This window comes from Bradyrhizobium sp. RP6 (genome assembly GCF_003837805.1).
GTDB lineage: Bacteria > Pseudomonadota > Alphaproteobacteria > Rhizobiales > Xanthobacteraceae > Bradyrhizobium.
Genome location: NZ_RQIT01000015.1, coordinates 136,934 through 149,541, shown reverse-complemented (window position 1 = coordinate 149,541; position 12,608 = coordinate 136,934). Strand labels below are relative to the sequence as shown.

Here is a 12,608-nt window from a genome sequence, read left to right as displayed (position 1 = left end):
GAAAATCAAGCGCCCGTGATCGGCGGAAACGCCGGTCAGCCCCCCAGAAGGCGGCTGACGATACGGGCAGCGTAGTCCACGGTCGTGATCACGCGGGCATAATTCAGCCGCGTCGGGCCGATCACACCGAGAACGCCGACGATGTGGCCGGCGGCATCCCGATAGGGCGAGATGATGGTGGAGGACCCCGACAGCGAGAACAGCTTGTTCTCGCTGCCGATGAAGATGCGCACGCCCTCCGCCGTCTCGGCGCGGCCGAGCAGGTCGATCACGCCGCGCTTGGTCTCGAGATCGTCGAACAACAGGCGAACGCGCTCCAGATCCTCCAGCGCATGCAGATCTTCAAGCAGATTGGCATGGCCGCGGACGATCAGCTGGCGATCCTCGTTCTCGCCGCCGGACCAGCTGGCGATGCCGGCCGAGATCACCTTTTGCGTCAGCTGATCGAGCTCGGCACGGGCCTCTCCAAGTGCCGTCTCGAGCTCGAGCCGCGCCTCGGCCAGCGTGCGGCCGCGGATCCGCGCATTGAGGAAATTGCCGGCTTCGGTGAGCGCAGAGGAGGGAACTCCAGGCGGCAGCGTCAGCACGCGGTTTTCGACCTGGCCGTCCTCGCCGACGAGGATCACCAGAGCCTTCTCCGGTTCCAGCCGGACGAATTCGATGTGCTTTAGCCGCGCATTGGATTTTGGCGTCAACACCACAGCGGCGGCCCGGGTCAGGCCGGAAAGCCGCATCAGGGCCTGGTCCAGCGCCGCCTCGACCGACTGCGCCTCGCCCACCGAGGCGAGCTGGCTCTGGATCGACTGCCGCTCAGCCTCGTTGAGGTCACCGACCTGCATCAGGGCATCGACGAAGAAGCGCAGGCCGAGTTCCGTCGGCAACCGGCCGGCGGAGGTGTGCGGGGCATAGATCAGGCCGAGCTGCTCCAGATCGGCCATGACGTTACGGACCGACGCCGGCGACAGCGGCATGGCGATCAGGCGGGAAATGTTGCGCGAGCCGACAGGCTCGCCGGTCGTCAGATAGCTTTCGACAATTTGACGAAAAATGTCGCGGGAACGCTCGTTGAGCTGGGCAAGGCCTGCGCGCGGCGCGATCAGATGGATCGGATCGTGATGGGCCACAGACGGTAACTCCTCTCAGATACTCGTAATTTGTCTATCCCGGGCGCTTCTGACAAGCGTGGCGTTTGCGGCCGCGAAATCAGCGGGTGAAAAAACCTTGCCGCCCATCCCCGCCCCACCTACAAGCACCGCGAGCAGCCTTTTCCCGTGAGTTTTGGAGGATTTCCCATGCGGCCAAGCCGCCGTGCGCCTGACGAATTGCGCCCCGTGACGCTGGAGCGCGGCGTGGTGAAATATGCGGAAGGTTCCTGCCTGGTGAAATTCGGCGACACGCACGTGCTGGTCACCGCCACGCTGGAGGACCGCCTGCCGCCGTGGCTGAAGGGCCAGGGCCGCGGCTGGGTCACCGCCGAATACGGCATGCTGCCGCGCGCCACGTCGGAACGGACCCGCCGCGAGGCCTCCGCCGGCAAGCAGAGCGGCCGCACCGTCGAGATCCAGCGCCTGATCGGCCGCTCGCTTCGCACCATCATCAATCTCGAGGCGCTCGGCGAGCGCCAGATCACGGTCGATTGCGACGTGCTCCAGGCCGACGGCGGCACGCGCACGGCATCGATCACGGGCGCCTGGGTCGCCCTCGCCGACTGCGTCAACTGGATGAAGGCGCGGAACATGGTCAAGGCCAACGTGCTGCGCGACAACGTCGCCGCGATCTCCTGCGGCATCTACAACGGCACGCCGGTGCTCGATCTCGACTATGCCGAGGATTCCGAGGCCGAGACCGACGCCAATTTCGTCATGACCGGCGACGGCCGCATCATCGAGGTGCAGGGCACCGCGGAACGCGAGCCGTTCACGGAAGCCGAGCTCCTGGCGCTGATGGCGCTGGCCCGCAAGGGTGTCGCGCGCCTGGTGGACTTGCAGAAACTGGCTGTGGCGTAGTCAATAGGCCATGCACCGCCGAATCACGGACAAGCTGGTCATCGCGACCCACAATCCCGGCAAGCTCGCCGAGATGCGGGAGCTGCTTGCGCCGTACGGCATCGAAGCGGTGTCGGCGGGAGCGCTCGGCCTGTCCGAGCCGGAGGAAACCGGCAGCGATTTCCGCAGCAACGCCGCCATCAAGGCGATCGCGGCGGCGCAGGCGACCGGGCTTGCCGCCTTCGCCGATGATTCCGGCATCGTCGTCGATGCGCTCGACGGCGCGCCCGGCATCTACAGCGCGCGCTGGGCCGGCCCCTCCAAGGATTTCAACGCGGCGATGGCGCAGATCGAGCGCCTGTTGCAGGAGCGTGGCGCCAGCACGCCGGACAAGCGCAAGGCGCACTTCGTCTCCGCGCTGTGCGTCGCCTGGCCCGACGATCATCTCGAAGAGGTCGAGGCGCGCGTCGACGGCACGCTGGTCTGGCCGCCGCGCGGGACTGCCGGCTTCGGCTACGACCCGATGTTCCTGCCCGATGGCCACACCCGCACCTTCGGCGAGATGGAGAGCATCGAGAAGCACGGCCTGCCGCCGCTTGGCCTCGGCCTGTCGCACCGCGCCCGCGCCTTCGTGAAACTGGCGGAGATCTGCCTTGAGCCGCGCTAGAGCGTTTTCGAGCGAAGTGGACACCGGTTCGCGCCGGGAAAACGCGTCAAAACAAGAATCCGAAGCCTTCGGCGTCTACGTGCACTGGCCGTTCTGCCTGTCGAAGTGCCCCTATTGCGACTTCAACAGCCACGTTCGACACGCCGCGATCGACGAGGCGCGCTTCGCTTCGGCCTTTGCGCGCGAGATCGCTGCGACCGCCGCGCGCGTCCCCGGACGTGAGGTCACCTCGATCTTCCTCGGTGGCGGCACGCCGTCCCTGATGCAGCCCGCAACCGTCGGCGCCGTGCTCGATGCGATCGGCAAGCACTGGTCCGTCGCGGGCGACGTCGAAGTCACGCTGGAAGCGAACCCGACCAGCGTCGAAGCCACGCGCTTCGCCGGCTATCGCACCGCCGGCGTCAACCGCGTCTCGCTCGGCGTGCAGGCGCTCGACGATGCCTCGCTGAAGGCGCTCGGCCGCATGCACAGCGCGCGCGAGGCACTCGATGCCGTCGCCATCGCCCGCCGCTCGTTCGACCGCTATTCGTTCGACCTGATCTACGCCCGTCCCGACCAGACGCCGGCGATGTGGGCCGACGAGCTGCGTCTTGCGATCGATGAAGCGGCCGAGCATCTGTCACTCTATCAATTGACGATCGAGGAAGGCACGCCGTTCTTCGGCCTGCACCAGGCCGGCAAATTGAAGACGCCGGATGAAGCGGTTGCGCGCGCTCTTTATGATGTCACGCAGGAGACCTGCGACAGGCTGGGTCTGCCCGCCTACGAGATCTCCAATCACGCCCGGCGCGGCGCCGAGTGTCGGCACAATCTGGTGTACTGGCGCGGCGAGGAATATGCCGGCATCGGCCCCGGCGCGCACGGCCGCCTCGATATCGATGGCGTGCGCCACGCCACCGCCACCGAGAAGCGTCCGGAGGCCTGGCTGCTGCGCGTCGAGACCGACGGCCACGGCGTCGTCACCGACGAGCTCCTCAACAGCGAGGAGCGCGCCGACGAATTCCTGCTGATGGGATTGCGCCTTGCCGAGGGCATCGACCCCGAGCGGTACAAGGCACTCGCGGGCCGCCCGCTCGACCCCCGCCGCATCGCGCTCTTGCGCGAGGAAGGCGCGATCACGGTGGACCCGACGGGCCGCCTGCGCGTGACCAACAGCGGCTTCCCGGTGCTGGATGCGGTGGTCGCGGATCTCGCGGCCTGAGTCGGAACCAAAACCGCGCTGCGCTCCCTCGCCCGCTTGCAAGCGGGAGGTGAACCGTCACGCCCCAAAACTCTTCGGCGAGCCCGCGACCGCGACGCCGCCACCCTGCGTCACCTTCATCACCGCGAGACCCCGTTCATTCGTGCCGTCGGCGCGGAAGCGGAACAGGCCGTCGATGCCGGCAAAGCCGGAAGGGTTCGTGAGCACGTCGGACGAGAAGCGCGTGGGACCTTGCGTGCGCGCGAGCGCTGCGACCAGGGCGACCGCGTCATAGGCGAGCGTGGCGGTCCGCACCGGATCGCCGCCATATTTGGTGCGATAGCGGCCGGAGAAGGCGCGGAAGCCGGCCGGATCGGGCGCGGCGTAAAGGCCGCCTTGCAGGTTCGGACTGGCATAGACGCGCGGATTGTCCCACAGGCCGGTGCCGAGCAGCTGGATGTTGCGCAGATTCGCGCCTGCGGCCGTCATCGCATCCGCCACTGAGACCACCGCATCGCCGTCATCGGCAATGAACAGCGCATCCGCGCCGCCGAGCTGCTGCGCCACGGTGCGAGCCGGCGTGGCGCGATCGGCGCCGTATTTCTCGAAGGCGATGATGCGCCCGCCGCGCCGCGGCACCGCGGCCTTCACCGCCGCTTCGACGACATTGCCATAGGCATTGTCGGGCACCAGCACGGCGACGGAGCGCTTTCCGATGCTGGCGGAATATTCGACGATGCGGTTGACGTCGGACTCCGGCAGGAACGAGAGCAGATAGACGCCGCGGCCGGCGATGCTGGAATCGGTCGAGAAGGCGATGACGGAAATGCCGCGCGTGCGCGCGACCTGCGCCACCGCCGGCACCGACTGCGCGAACAGCGGCCCGAGGATGATCTCGGCGCCTTCGTCGACCGCCTGCTGGGCGCCGGTTTGCGCGCCTTGCGGGCTGCCATTGTCGTCCTTGATCAGGAGCTGGATGTTCGGATTCTGGAACTCGGCCAGCGCCATCTCGGCGGCGTTGCGCATGGATTGCGCGGCAAGGCCGGCATTGCCGGCGGCCGAAAGCGGCAGAATCAGACCGACCTTCACGCCGCCGGTGCCGGCGGTCGTGGCCTGTTGCTGGGGACCTGCCGGCTGAGCCGGCGGTGCGGAGCTCGAGAACGGGTTGGAGAACTGGCTGAGACTTTGCTGCACGCCGGCGCAGGCCGACAGCACGGGCGCACCGAGCAGCAGGCCGAGCGCACTCCGGCGGGTCGCCCCCGACGATCGGAACACCGGAACCGGAGAGTTTGGATGACGCGGGCCCACCATGGCAGCTTCTCTTCTGACTGGCCGTCGCCGGCCCGTCACGACATTCCTTCCGCGACACAGGCCGCGGATTCAGGCATATAGTCGGCAAACAGTTAACCAAAACAAAAGGATAACAGCCGCTTAACGCGACCGCCTTCCCGTTCCGGCAGCCGTTCGCCGTCGCTCTTCCAGCATCAAGGCGGCGTTTCCGTCGTGAATATGGCGCGAAGGCCCCTCATTCCCACTCAAGGTGATCCCGGCCGATCACATTCCCGTCCGTTCCTCGCCCCCCATCTGGGCACGATCTTGGGCACGATCTTTTTCGACCAGAAGGTTCCCAGCCCTGCGGATCGTGCCTAAGTTGACTTCATTATGCGCGCAAAGCCGGCCCCGATAAATACGCCTGAAGCTCAAGACACCGCCTCGCGCGGTTTCTCCATCGATGCCCATCGGCTCGCGGCGCCGAAGGCTGCGCCGGGTCTCTATCTGGTCGCGACACCCATTGGCAATCTCGGCGACATCACCCTGCGGGCGCTTCAGACGCTCGCCGGCGTCGATATCATCGCCTGCGAGGACACCCGCATCACGCGCCGCTTGACCGAGCGCTATGCGATCGCAGCAGCGCTCAAGCAATATCACGAGCACAATGCGGAAGCGGCGCGCCCGAAGCTTCTGGAGGCGCTGGCGCAAGGCGGCTCGGTCGCGCTGGTGTCGGACGCCGGTACGCCGCTGATCTCCGATCCCGGCTTCAAGCTGGTGCGCGAGGTCTGCGCCGCCGGCCATCCGGTGTATGCGCTGCCGGGCCCGTCCTCGGTGCTGGCAGCGCTGTCGGTCGCCGCGCTGCCGACCGACCGCTTCTTCTTCGAGGGTTTCCTGCCGGCGAAATCCGCGGCGCGCCGCGCGCGCCTCGCCGAGCTTGCGCGCATCGACGCGACGCTGGTGATGTTCGAATCGGGCAACCGTATGCAGGCCACCTTGGACGATCTCGCGGAGATCATGGGCGCACGCGAGGCCGCGGTCTGCCGCGAGCTGACGAAGCTGCACGAGGAGGTCAGGCGTGCGCCGCTCGCCGAGCTCGCGCGGCAGGCCGACGCACCGGAGACGCGCGGCGAGTTCGTTCTGGTGATCGGCCCGCCCGCAGCGGACGCCGACGTGCTGGCATCGGACGCGCTCGACGGGCTCTTGCGCGAGCAGCTTGCCGCGAACAGCGTCAAGGATGCCGTGGCGCATGCGGTCGCACTGTCGGGCCGGCCGCGCCGCGAGGTCTATGCCCGTGCGCTGGAGCTCGCAAAGGATCTGCGAGGCGGCGATGGCGAAGACTGAGATCCCTAGGGAGCCGAAGGTCGCCTCGCCCGAGCGCGTCGCCGCGTTCCGCACCGGCATTTCCGCGGAGAGCCGCGCCGCGGCCTATCTGATGGCCAAGGGCTATCGCATCCTCGCCAAGCGCTACCGCACCCCGCATGGCGAGATCGACATCGTGGCGCGCCGCCGCAACCTGATCGCTTTCGTCGAGGTCAAGGCGCGGGCGAGCCTGGATGACGCCGCTTTCGCCGTGACGCCGCGCCAGCAGCAGCGCATCATCGACGCCGCACAAGGCTGGCTCGTAGCGCATCCCGAGCATGCCGAATTCGAATTGCGATTCGACGCCATGCTGATTGCGCCGCGCTCGCTTCCGCGCCATGTGTTGGCGGCATTCGACGCCTCGACCTGAAAGGCAGACCATGAAACTCAATGTCGCCGTCCAGATGGATCCCATCGCCCGCATCAACATCAAGGGCGATTCCACCTTTGCGCTGCTTCTGGAAGCGCAGAAGCGCGGCCATGGCCTGTCCTATTACACGCCCGACAAGCTCTCGATGGTCGGCGAAGAGCTGGTCGCGCCGGTTCAGCTCCTGACCGTGCGCGACGAGCCCGGCGACCACTTCACCTTGGGCGAGCCCAGGCGCGAAGCGCTGAACGGCTTTGACGTGGTGCTGCTCCGCCAGGACCCGCCGTTCGACCTCGCCTACATCACCTCGACGCATTTCCTGGAGCGCATCCATCCGAAGACGCTGGTGGTCAACGATCCCGCCTCGGTGCGCAACGCACCGGAAAAGCTGTTCGTGATGAACTTTCCGCAGCTGATGCCGCCGACGCTGATCTCGCGCGACCTGGACGAGATCAACGCGTTTCGCGACAGGCACGGCGCCGTCGTCATGAAGCCGCTGCACGGCCATGGCGGCGCGGCGGTGTTCCGCGTGATGCCGCAGGACATGAATTTCGGGTCGCTGTTCGACATGTTCTCGGTGACGTTCAGGGAGCCCTGGGTGATCCAGCAATTCATCCCCGAGGTGAAGCACGGCGACAAGCGCATCATCCTGGTCGACGGCGAGTTCGCCGGCGCGGTGAACCGCGTGCCGGCCGCCGACGACCTCCGCTCAAACATGGTGCGCGGCGGCGCGGCCCAGGAGACGGAGCTCACCCCGCGCGAGCGCGAGATCTGCGCCACCGTCGGCCCGGCGTTGCGCGCGCGCGGCCTCCTGTTCGTCGGCATCGACGTCATCAACGGCAACCTCACCGAGATCAACGTCACCTCGCCGACCGGCATCCGCGCCATCGCGCGGCTCGGCGGCCCTGACGTCGCAGCGAGGATCTGGAACGTGATCGAGCAGAAGCGGAAGAAGTAACGCTTTGCAACGATTGCGTTGGGGAGCGCACGAACTCTCCTCAACGTCGTCCCGGCGAACGCCGGGACGACACCGATGTTGCGGGGAGCGTGGCTGCGATCCGTTGGCACCCATCACGCGCGCATCGCTAACCACGCGTTCACCATGAAGCCGCCCGCGTTCGTTCGAGCGCAGGGGCGCGCTTACGTGAAACTACGGAGCCGCTGGCGGATCGAATAACGCCACGTTCACCATCTGCCGAAAACCAGCATCGCGGCCGGTCATCGCATTCGGCCTCGCAACACCCCTTATACTTTTGCTCCCTACTCATCGACGCGGGGGAACACGCAAGGTGCGGTTCGAGTGCCCCGCGTAAGAGTAGAGGCGCATGAACACCGCACGCATCGTCGTTCTCGTCATCGCGCTGGGCGCCGGCGGCGTCGCTGCGTATCTGGCGAGCGGCTTCGACAACAAGCCCGCGCCTGCCCTTCCCGTCGCCGAGAAGCTGCCGACGGTCGAGGTGCTCGTCGCGAAGAACGATATCCAGCTCGGCCAGGCCGTAAAGCCCGACGACCTGCAATGGCAGGCCTGGCCGGCCGCCACTGCCAGCAGCGCCTTCATCCGCCGCGACGGCAGGCCCGACGCGCAGACCCAGATCGCCGGCTCGATCGCACGCGTGCCGTTGATGCAGGGCGAGCCGATCCGCGAGCAGAAGCTGGTCAGGGCCGAAGGCTCCGGCTTCATGGCCGCGATCCTGCCGTCCGGGATGCGCGCCGTCTCCACCGAGATTTCAGCCGAAACGGGAGCCGGCGGCTTCATCCTTCCGAATGACCGCGTCGACATCGTCCTGACCCGCCGCCTGAAGAATCCCGACGGCAACAACGACGGCCCGACCGGCGGCAACGACCTCGTCCTGTCCGAGGTGATTCTCATGAACATCCGCGTGCTCGCGATCGACCAGGCGCCGAAGGAAAAGGACGGCCAGAACGCCGTGATCGGCAAGACCGTCACGCTCGAGCTCAGGCCCGACCAGGTCGCAGTACTTTCGGCCGCACGCCAGGGCGGCACGCTGACGCTCGCGCTGCGCAGCATCGTCGATGCCAATGCCATCGACGGCACGCCCGAGGACCAGGCGATCAGGCGCCCGGGCGGCGTGAACGTGATTCGTTACGGCGTGCAGGCACGACAACTGACGTCACAGAAGTGATGGGGATAGCATGAGCTACGGGGGCGATCGGACGGGCCTGCGCATTCGGGGGAAGCGCGCGCGCTCGTTCCTGGCGGGGACGATGTTGATGCTGGGGCTGCTCGCAGCCTCCGAGGCCGTCAGCGCCGCGGATGCGCCGGTCGGCGACCAGACGCCGATGCAAGCGCCTGAGCTCGGCGTGTCGCCGGTCTCGACGGTTACGCCCGCGAGAACGCGATTCCTGTCGCTCGGCGTCGGCAAGTCGGTCGTCATCGACCTGCCGCGCGAGGTCAAGGACGTGCTCGTGGCCGATCCCAAGATCGCCAACGCGGTGATCCGCTCGGCGCAGCGCGCCTATATCATCGGCGGCCAGGTCGGCCAGACCAACGTCGTGTTCTTCACCGCCGACGGCCAGCAGGTCGCCTCCTACGACATCGCCGTGAAGCGCGATCTCAACGGCATGCGCGCGGCGCTGCGCCAGTCCTTGCCGGGCGTGCAGATCGAAGGCGTCGGCGACAGCGTGATGCTGACCGGCTCGGTGTCGAGCCCGGTCGAGGCCCAGCAGGCCGGCGACGTCGCCGCCAAGCTCGTCGGCGGCTCGGACAAGATCGTCAACAACATCGTCGTGCGCGGCCGCGACCAGGTGATGCTCAAGGTCGTGGTCGGCGAAGTGCGCCGCGACATCGTCAAGCAGCTCGGCGTCGATCTCAGCGCCAGCCTGAATGCCGGCACCGCGGTGGTGAATTTCAACAACTCCAACCCGTTCTCGGTCTCCGGCGGCCCGCTCGTCAGCAGCAACGGGCTCGGTGTCACGGGACTCGCGAAAGGCGTGGCCACGGTCAACGCCACGATGCGCGCGATGGAAAGCGCCGGCGTGATGCGGACCCTGGCCGAGCCCAGCCTGACGGCGATCTCCGGCGAGTCCGCCACTTTCATCGCCGGCGGCGAATTCCCGATCCCTGCGGGCTACTCCTGCGATCCGGTCACCCATGTCTGCACCACCCAGATCACCTACAAGAAATTCGGCATCTCCCTGAACTTCACGCCGGTCGTGCTCAGCGAGGGACGTATCAGCCTGCGCGTGATGACCGAAGTCTCGGAGCTGTCGAGTCAGAACGCCATCTCCGTGACGCAAGCGGTGTCCGCGGGCCAGACCAGCTCGATCACCATCCCGTCGATCCAGACCCGCCGCGCCGAGACCACGCTGGAGATTCCCTCGGGCGGCTCGATGGCGATGGCCGGCCTGATCCAGCAGCAGACCAAGCAGGCGATCAACGGCCTGCCCGGCGTCGACCAGCTGCCGATCATCGGCGCGCTGTTCCGCAGCCAGGACTTCGTCAACAACGAGACCGAGCTGATGGTGATCGTGACGCCCTATGTGGTGCGCGCGGTCGCCCAGAAGGAATTGTCGCGGCCCGACGACGGCTTTGCGCCGGCCTCGGATGCGCAGACGGCGCTGCTCGGCCGCATGAACCGCCTCTACGGCATCGCGCGCCGCGTCGATCCGATCGGCGGCACGCCGGGTGATTTCGGCTTCATCATCGACTGAGACGAACGCGCGGCGTGGGGATCGGTGCAGGAATTGGGGCAGCAGGGGATGAGGCGATGACGAAGACGACAGCCAATCGACGTCGCAATCTGCGCGTGGTGCTGGCACTGGCGGGGATCTCCGTCATGCTGGGCGCCTGCAACACCACCGGCGAGATCGTCACCCAGACGGTGCCGACCGATTATCGCCAGCGTCACCCGATCGCAGTGCAGGAGGGCAAGCGCTCGATCGTGATCTTCGTCGGCAAGGCGAGAGGCGGCCTCTCGCCGGCGCAGCATTCGGACGTCGCGGGCATCGCGCGGGACTGGACGCGCGAAGGCACCGGCTCCGTCATCGTGGACGTGCCTGTCGACACCGCCAATTCGCGCGCGGCAGCCGCGACCTACCAGGAGATCCGGTCCGTGCTCGCGTCCGGCGGCGTGCCGTCGCGTGCCATCGTCCAGCATCCCTATCGCTCTGAGGATCCCGGGCTGCTGCCCACCATCCGCCTGAGTTACTCGAAAATCGCGGCGGTCGCCGGCCCCTGCGGACTGTGGCCGGAAGACATCGGCCCCTCGATCCTCGATCCCGGCTACAACGAGAACCGGCCCTATTTCAATCTGGGCTGCGCCAGCCAGCGCAATCTCGCGGCCATGATCGACAACCCGGCCGATCTCGAGCAGCCGCGCGCCGAAACGCCGGCCTATACCGCACGGCGCAACATCGCGTTCGAACGCTATCGCAAGGGCACGACGACCGCGACTCCCTACCCCGAATCCGACAAGGCCAAACTCAGCGACACCGGCAAATGACAAGCTTCGACCACGAAGAAGCGGACGATCCGCGGCACCCCGAGGAACACATTGCACCGGTTCCTCGCATTTCCGTGCAAGCCTTTTGCGAGACCGAGCAGACGCTCAAGGCGGTGTCCGCGGCGGGCGAGGATCGCCGGCTCGCCAAGGCCCACCTCACCGTCAAGGACGGCGGCCTCGCCGCGGCCATCGAGGTCTACGAATCGATGCCGACGCCGAACGTGATCGTCATCGAGTCCGACGGCACGCGCGACATCCTCGAGGGCCTGGACGACCTCGCCGGCGTCTGCGATCCCGGCACCCGCGTGGTCGTGATCGGCAGCCCCAGCGACACCGCGCCCTATCGCGAGCTGGTGCGCCGCGGCGTCAACGACTACGTGGTCGGCCCGGTCGAAACCCTCGACGTCGTCCGCTCGATCTGCAGCCTGTTCTCGGCCTCCGAAGCCATCATCACCGGCCGCGTCATCGCCGTGGTCGGCGCCAAGGGCGGCGTCGGTGCGTCCACCGTCGCGCACAATGTGGCCTGGACCATCGCCCGAGACCTCGCGCTCGATTCCGTCGTGATCGATCTCGACCTCGCCTTCGGCACGGCGGGCCTCGACTACAACCAGGATCCGATACAGGGCATCGCCAATGCGGTGCTGTCGCAGGACCGGCCGGACACGGCACTGATGGAGCGCCTGCTCGCCAAATGCACCGATCGCCTCAGCCTGCTGGCGGCGCCGGCTACGCTCGACCGCGTCTACGATTTCGGTGCCGAAGCTTTCGATGCGGTGTTCGACACGCTGCGCATGACCACGCCCTGCATCGTGCTCGACGTTCCCCATCAATGGTCCGGCTGGACGCGGCGCGCGCTGGTGAACGCCGACGACATCGTGATCGTGGCCGAGCCCGATCTCGCCAACTTGCGCAACACCAAGAACATGCTGACCGTGCTGACAGCGGCACGCCCCAACGATCGCCCGCCGCTGTACTGCCTCAACCAGGTCGGCATGCACAAGCGCGCGGAGATCGATGTCAAGGCGTTCGCCAAGACGATGGAGAGCCAGCCGATCGCGGTGATCCCGTTCGATTCGAAGCTGTTCTCGACCGCAGCCAACAACGGCCAGATGATCGCCGAGGTCTCCAGGACCCACCGCACCACCCTTCTGTTCCAGAACCTGGCGAACCGCCTCGCCGGCCGCGGCGAGGTGAAGAAGCCGAAGCGCTCGCTGCTCGAGCCGCTGTTGAAGAAGCTCAAGGGCAGGCCGGGGCGCGGGTCAGCCCCGCATCGCAAGGCGTCGTAGCGGCAGGCGCCTTTTCGCGCGAAGCGGAT

The 12,608-nt window shown here is 67.1% G+C and carries 12 protein-coding genes; 10 read left to right on the top strand and 2 right to left on the bottom strand.

Going from position 1 to position 12,608, the window contains the following annotated elements; translation table 11 throughout:
* Positions 1–35 precede the first annotated feature (35 nt).
* Positions 36–1,124, bottom strand: coding sequence for a heat-inducible transcriptional repressor HrcA (hrcA, locus tag EHH60_RS24830; RefSeq protein ID WP_124162033.1), 1,089 nt, complete (start codon positions 1,122–1,124; stop codon positions 36–38).
* 168 nt (positions 1,125–1,292) lie between these two features.
* Between hrcA and rph the strand changes: the two genes are divergently transcribed.
* The 3 genes from rph to hemW are packed head-to-tail and all read left to right on the top strand — an operon-like array spanning position 1,293 to position 3,853.
* Positions 1,293–2,006 (top strand): ribonuclease PH, encoded by a 714-nt coding sequence (gene rph / locus EHH60_RS24825; protein WP_028178946.1) that lies wholly within the window; start codon positions 1,293–1,295, stop codon positions 2,004–2,006.
* A gap of 10 nt (positions 2,007–2,016) precedes the next feature.
* The gene (rdgB, locus tag EHH60_RS24820; RefSeq protein WP_124162032.1) at positions 2,017–2,652 is read left to right on the top strand and encodes an RdgB/HAM1 family non-canonical purine NTP pyrophosphatase; all 636 of its coding nucleotides are present in this window, start codon (positions 2,017–2,019) and stop codon (positions 2,650–2,652) included.
* 16 nt (positions 2,653–2,668) lie between these two features.
* Positions 2,669–3,853, top strand: coding sequence for a radical SAM family heme chaperone HemW (gene hemW / locus EHH60_RS24815; RefSeq protein WP_124162065.1), 1,185 nt, complete (start codon positions 2,669–2,671; stop codon positions 3,851–3,853).
* A gap of 57 nt (positions 3,854–3,910) precedes the next feature.
* Here the strand turns inward: hemW and EHH60_RS24810 are convergent, their stop codons facing one another.
* The gene (locus EHH60_RS24810) at positions 3,911–5,143 is read right to left on the bottom strand and encodes a penicillin-binding protein activator (RefSeq protein WP_124162031.1); all 1,233 of its coding nucleotides are present in this window, start codon (positions 5,141–5,143) and stop codon (positions 3,911–3,913) included.
* A 351-nt stretch (positions 5,144–5,494) separates the two neighbouring features.
* Here EHH60_RS24810 and rsmI point away from each other — a divergent pair, with 351 nt between their 5' ends.
* The 7 genes from rsmI (at position 5,495) to EHH60_RS24775 (ending at position 12,579) form a co-directional block, all read left to right on the top strand.
* Positions 5,495–6,445: a 16S rRNA (cytidine(1402)-2'-O)-methyltransferase gene (rsmI, locus tag EHH60_RS24805; protein ID WP_124162030.1), complete on the top strand. Its 951-nt coding sequence runs from the start codon at positions 5,495–5,497 to the stop codon at positions 6,443–6,445.
* Positions 6,432–6,833: a YraN family protein gene (locus tag EHH60_RS24800; protein ID WP_028178952.1), complete on the top strand. Its 402-nt coding sequence runs from the start codon at positions 6,432–6,434 to the stop codon at positions 6,831–6,833. The genes rsmI and EHH60_RS24800 overlap by 14 nt, the downstream gene beginning before the upstream one ends.
* 10 nt (positions 6,834–6,843) lie before the next feature.
* Complete coding sequence (gene gshB, locus EHH60_RS24795) at positions 6,844–7,788, top strand: glutathione synthase (protein WP_124162029.1); 945 nt, start codon at positions 6,844–6,846, stop codon at positions 7,786–7,788.
* 367 nt (positions 7,789–8,155) lie between these two features.
* Complete coding sequence (gene cpaB, locus EHH60_RS24790) at positions 8,156–8,974, top strand: Flp pilus assembly protein CpaB (protein ID WP_124162028.1); 819 nt, start codon at positions 8,156–8,158, stop codon at positions 8,972–8,974.
* 10 nt (positions 8,975–8,984) lie between these two features.
* A complete protein-coding gene (locus tag EHH60_RS24785) occupies positions 8,985–10,502 on the top strand; it encodes a type II and III secretion system protein family protein (RefSeq protein WP_124162027.1) in 1,518 nt (505 codons plus the stop codon).
* A 56-nt stretch (positions 10,503–10,558) separates the two neighbouring features.
* Entirely contained in the window at positions 10,559–11,293 is a 735-nt protein-coding gene (locus tag EHH60_RS24780; protein ID WP_124162026.1) for a CpaD family pilus assembly protein, read from the top strand.
* On the top strand, positions 11,290–12,579 hold the full coding sequence (locus EHH60_RS24775; protein ID WP_124162025.1) for a CpaE/TadZ family protein: 1,290 nt from the start codon (positions 11,290–11,292) through the stop codon (positions 12,577–12,579). The genes EHH60_RS24780 and EHH60_RS24775 overlap by 4 nt, the downstream gene beginning before the upstream one ends.
* Positions 12,580–12,608 lie beyond the last annotated feature (29 nt).

Coding starts and splice junctions, on each gene's coding strand:
- rph (WP_028178946.1), top strand. CDS start 1,293: ATGCGGCCAAGCCGCCGTGCGCCTGACGAATTGCGCCCCGTGACGCTG.
- rdgB (WP_124162032.1), top strand. CDS start 2,017: ATGCACCGCCGAATCACGGACAAGCTGGTCATCGCGACCCACAATCCC.
- EHH60_RS24810 (WP_124162031.1), bottom strand. CDS start 5,143: ATGGTGGGCCCGCGTCATCCAAACTCTCCGGTTCCGGTGTTCCGATCG.
- rsmI (WP_124162030.1), top strand. CDS start 5,495: ATGCGCGCAAAGCCGGCCCCGATAAATACGCCTGAAGCTCAAGACACC.
- EHH60_RS24800 (WP_028178952.1), top strand. CDS start 6,432: ATGGCGAAGACTGAGATCCCTAGGGAGCCGAAGGTCGCCTCGCCCGAG.
- gshB (WP_124162029.1), top strand. CDS start 6,844: ATGAAACTCAATGTCGCCGTCCAGATGGATCCCATCGCCCGCATCAAC.
- cpaB (WP_124162028.1), top strand. CDS start 8,156: ATGAACACCGCACGCATCGTCGTTCTCGTCATCGCGCTGGGCGCCGGC.
- EHH60_RS24785 (WP_124162027.1), top strand. CDS start 8,985: ATGAGCTACGGGGGCGATCGGACGGGCCTGCGCATTCGGGGGAAGCGC.
- EHH60_RS24780 (WP_124162026.1), top strand. CDS start 10,559: ATGACGAAGACGACAGCCAATCGACGTCGCAATCTGCGCGTGGTGCTG.
- EHH60_RS24775 (WP_124162025.1), top strand. CDS start 11,290: ATGACAAGCTTCGACCACGAAGAAGCGGACGATCCGCGGCACCCCGAG.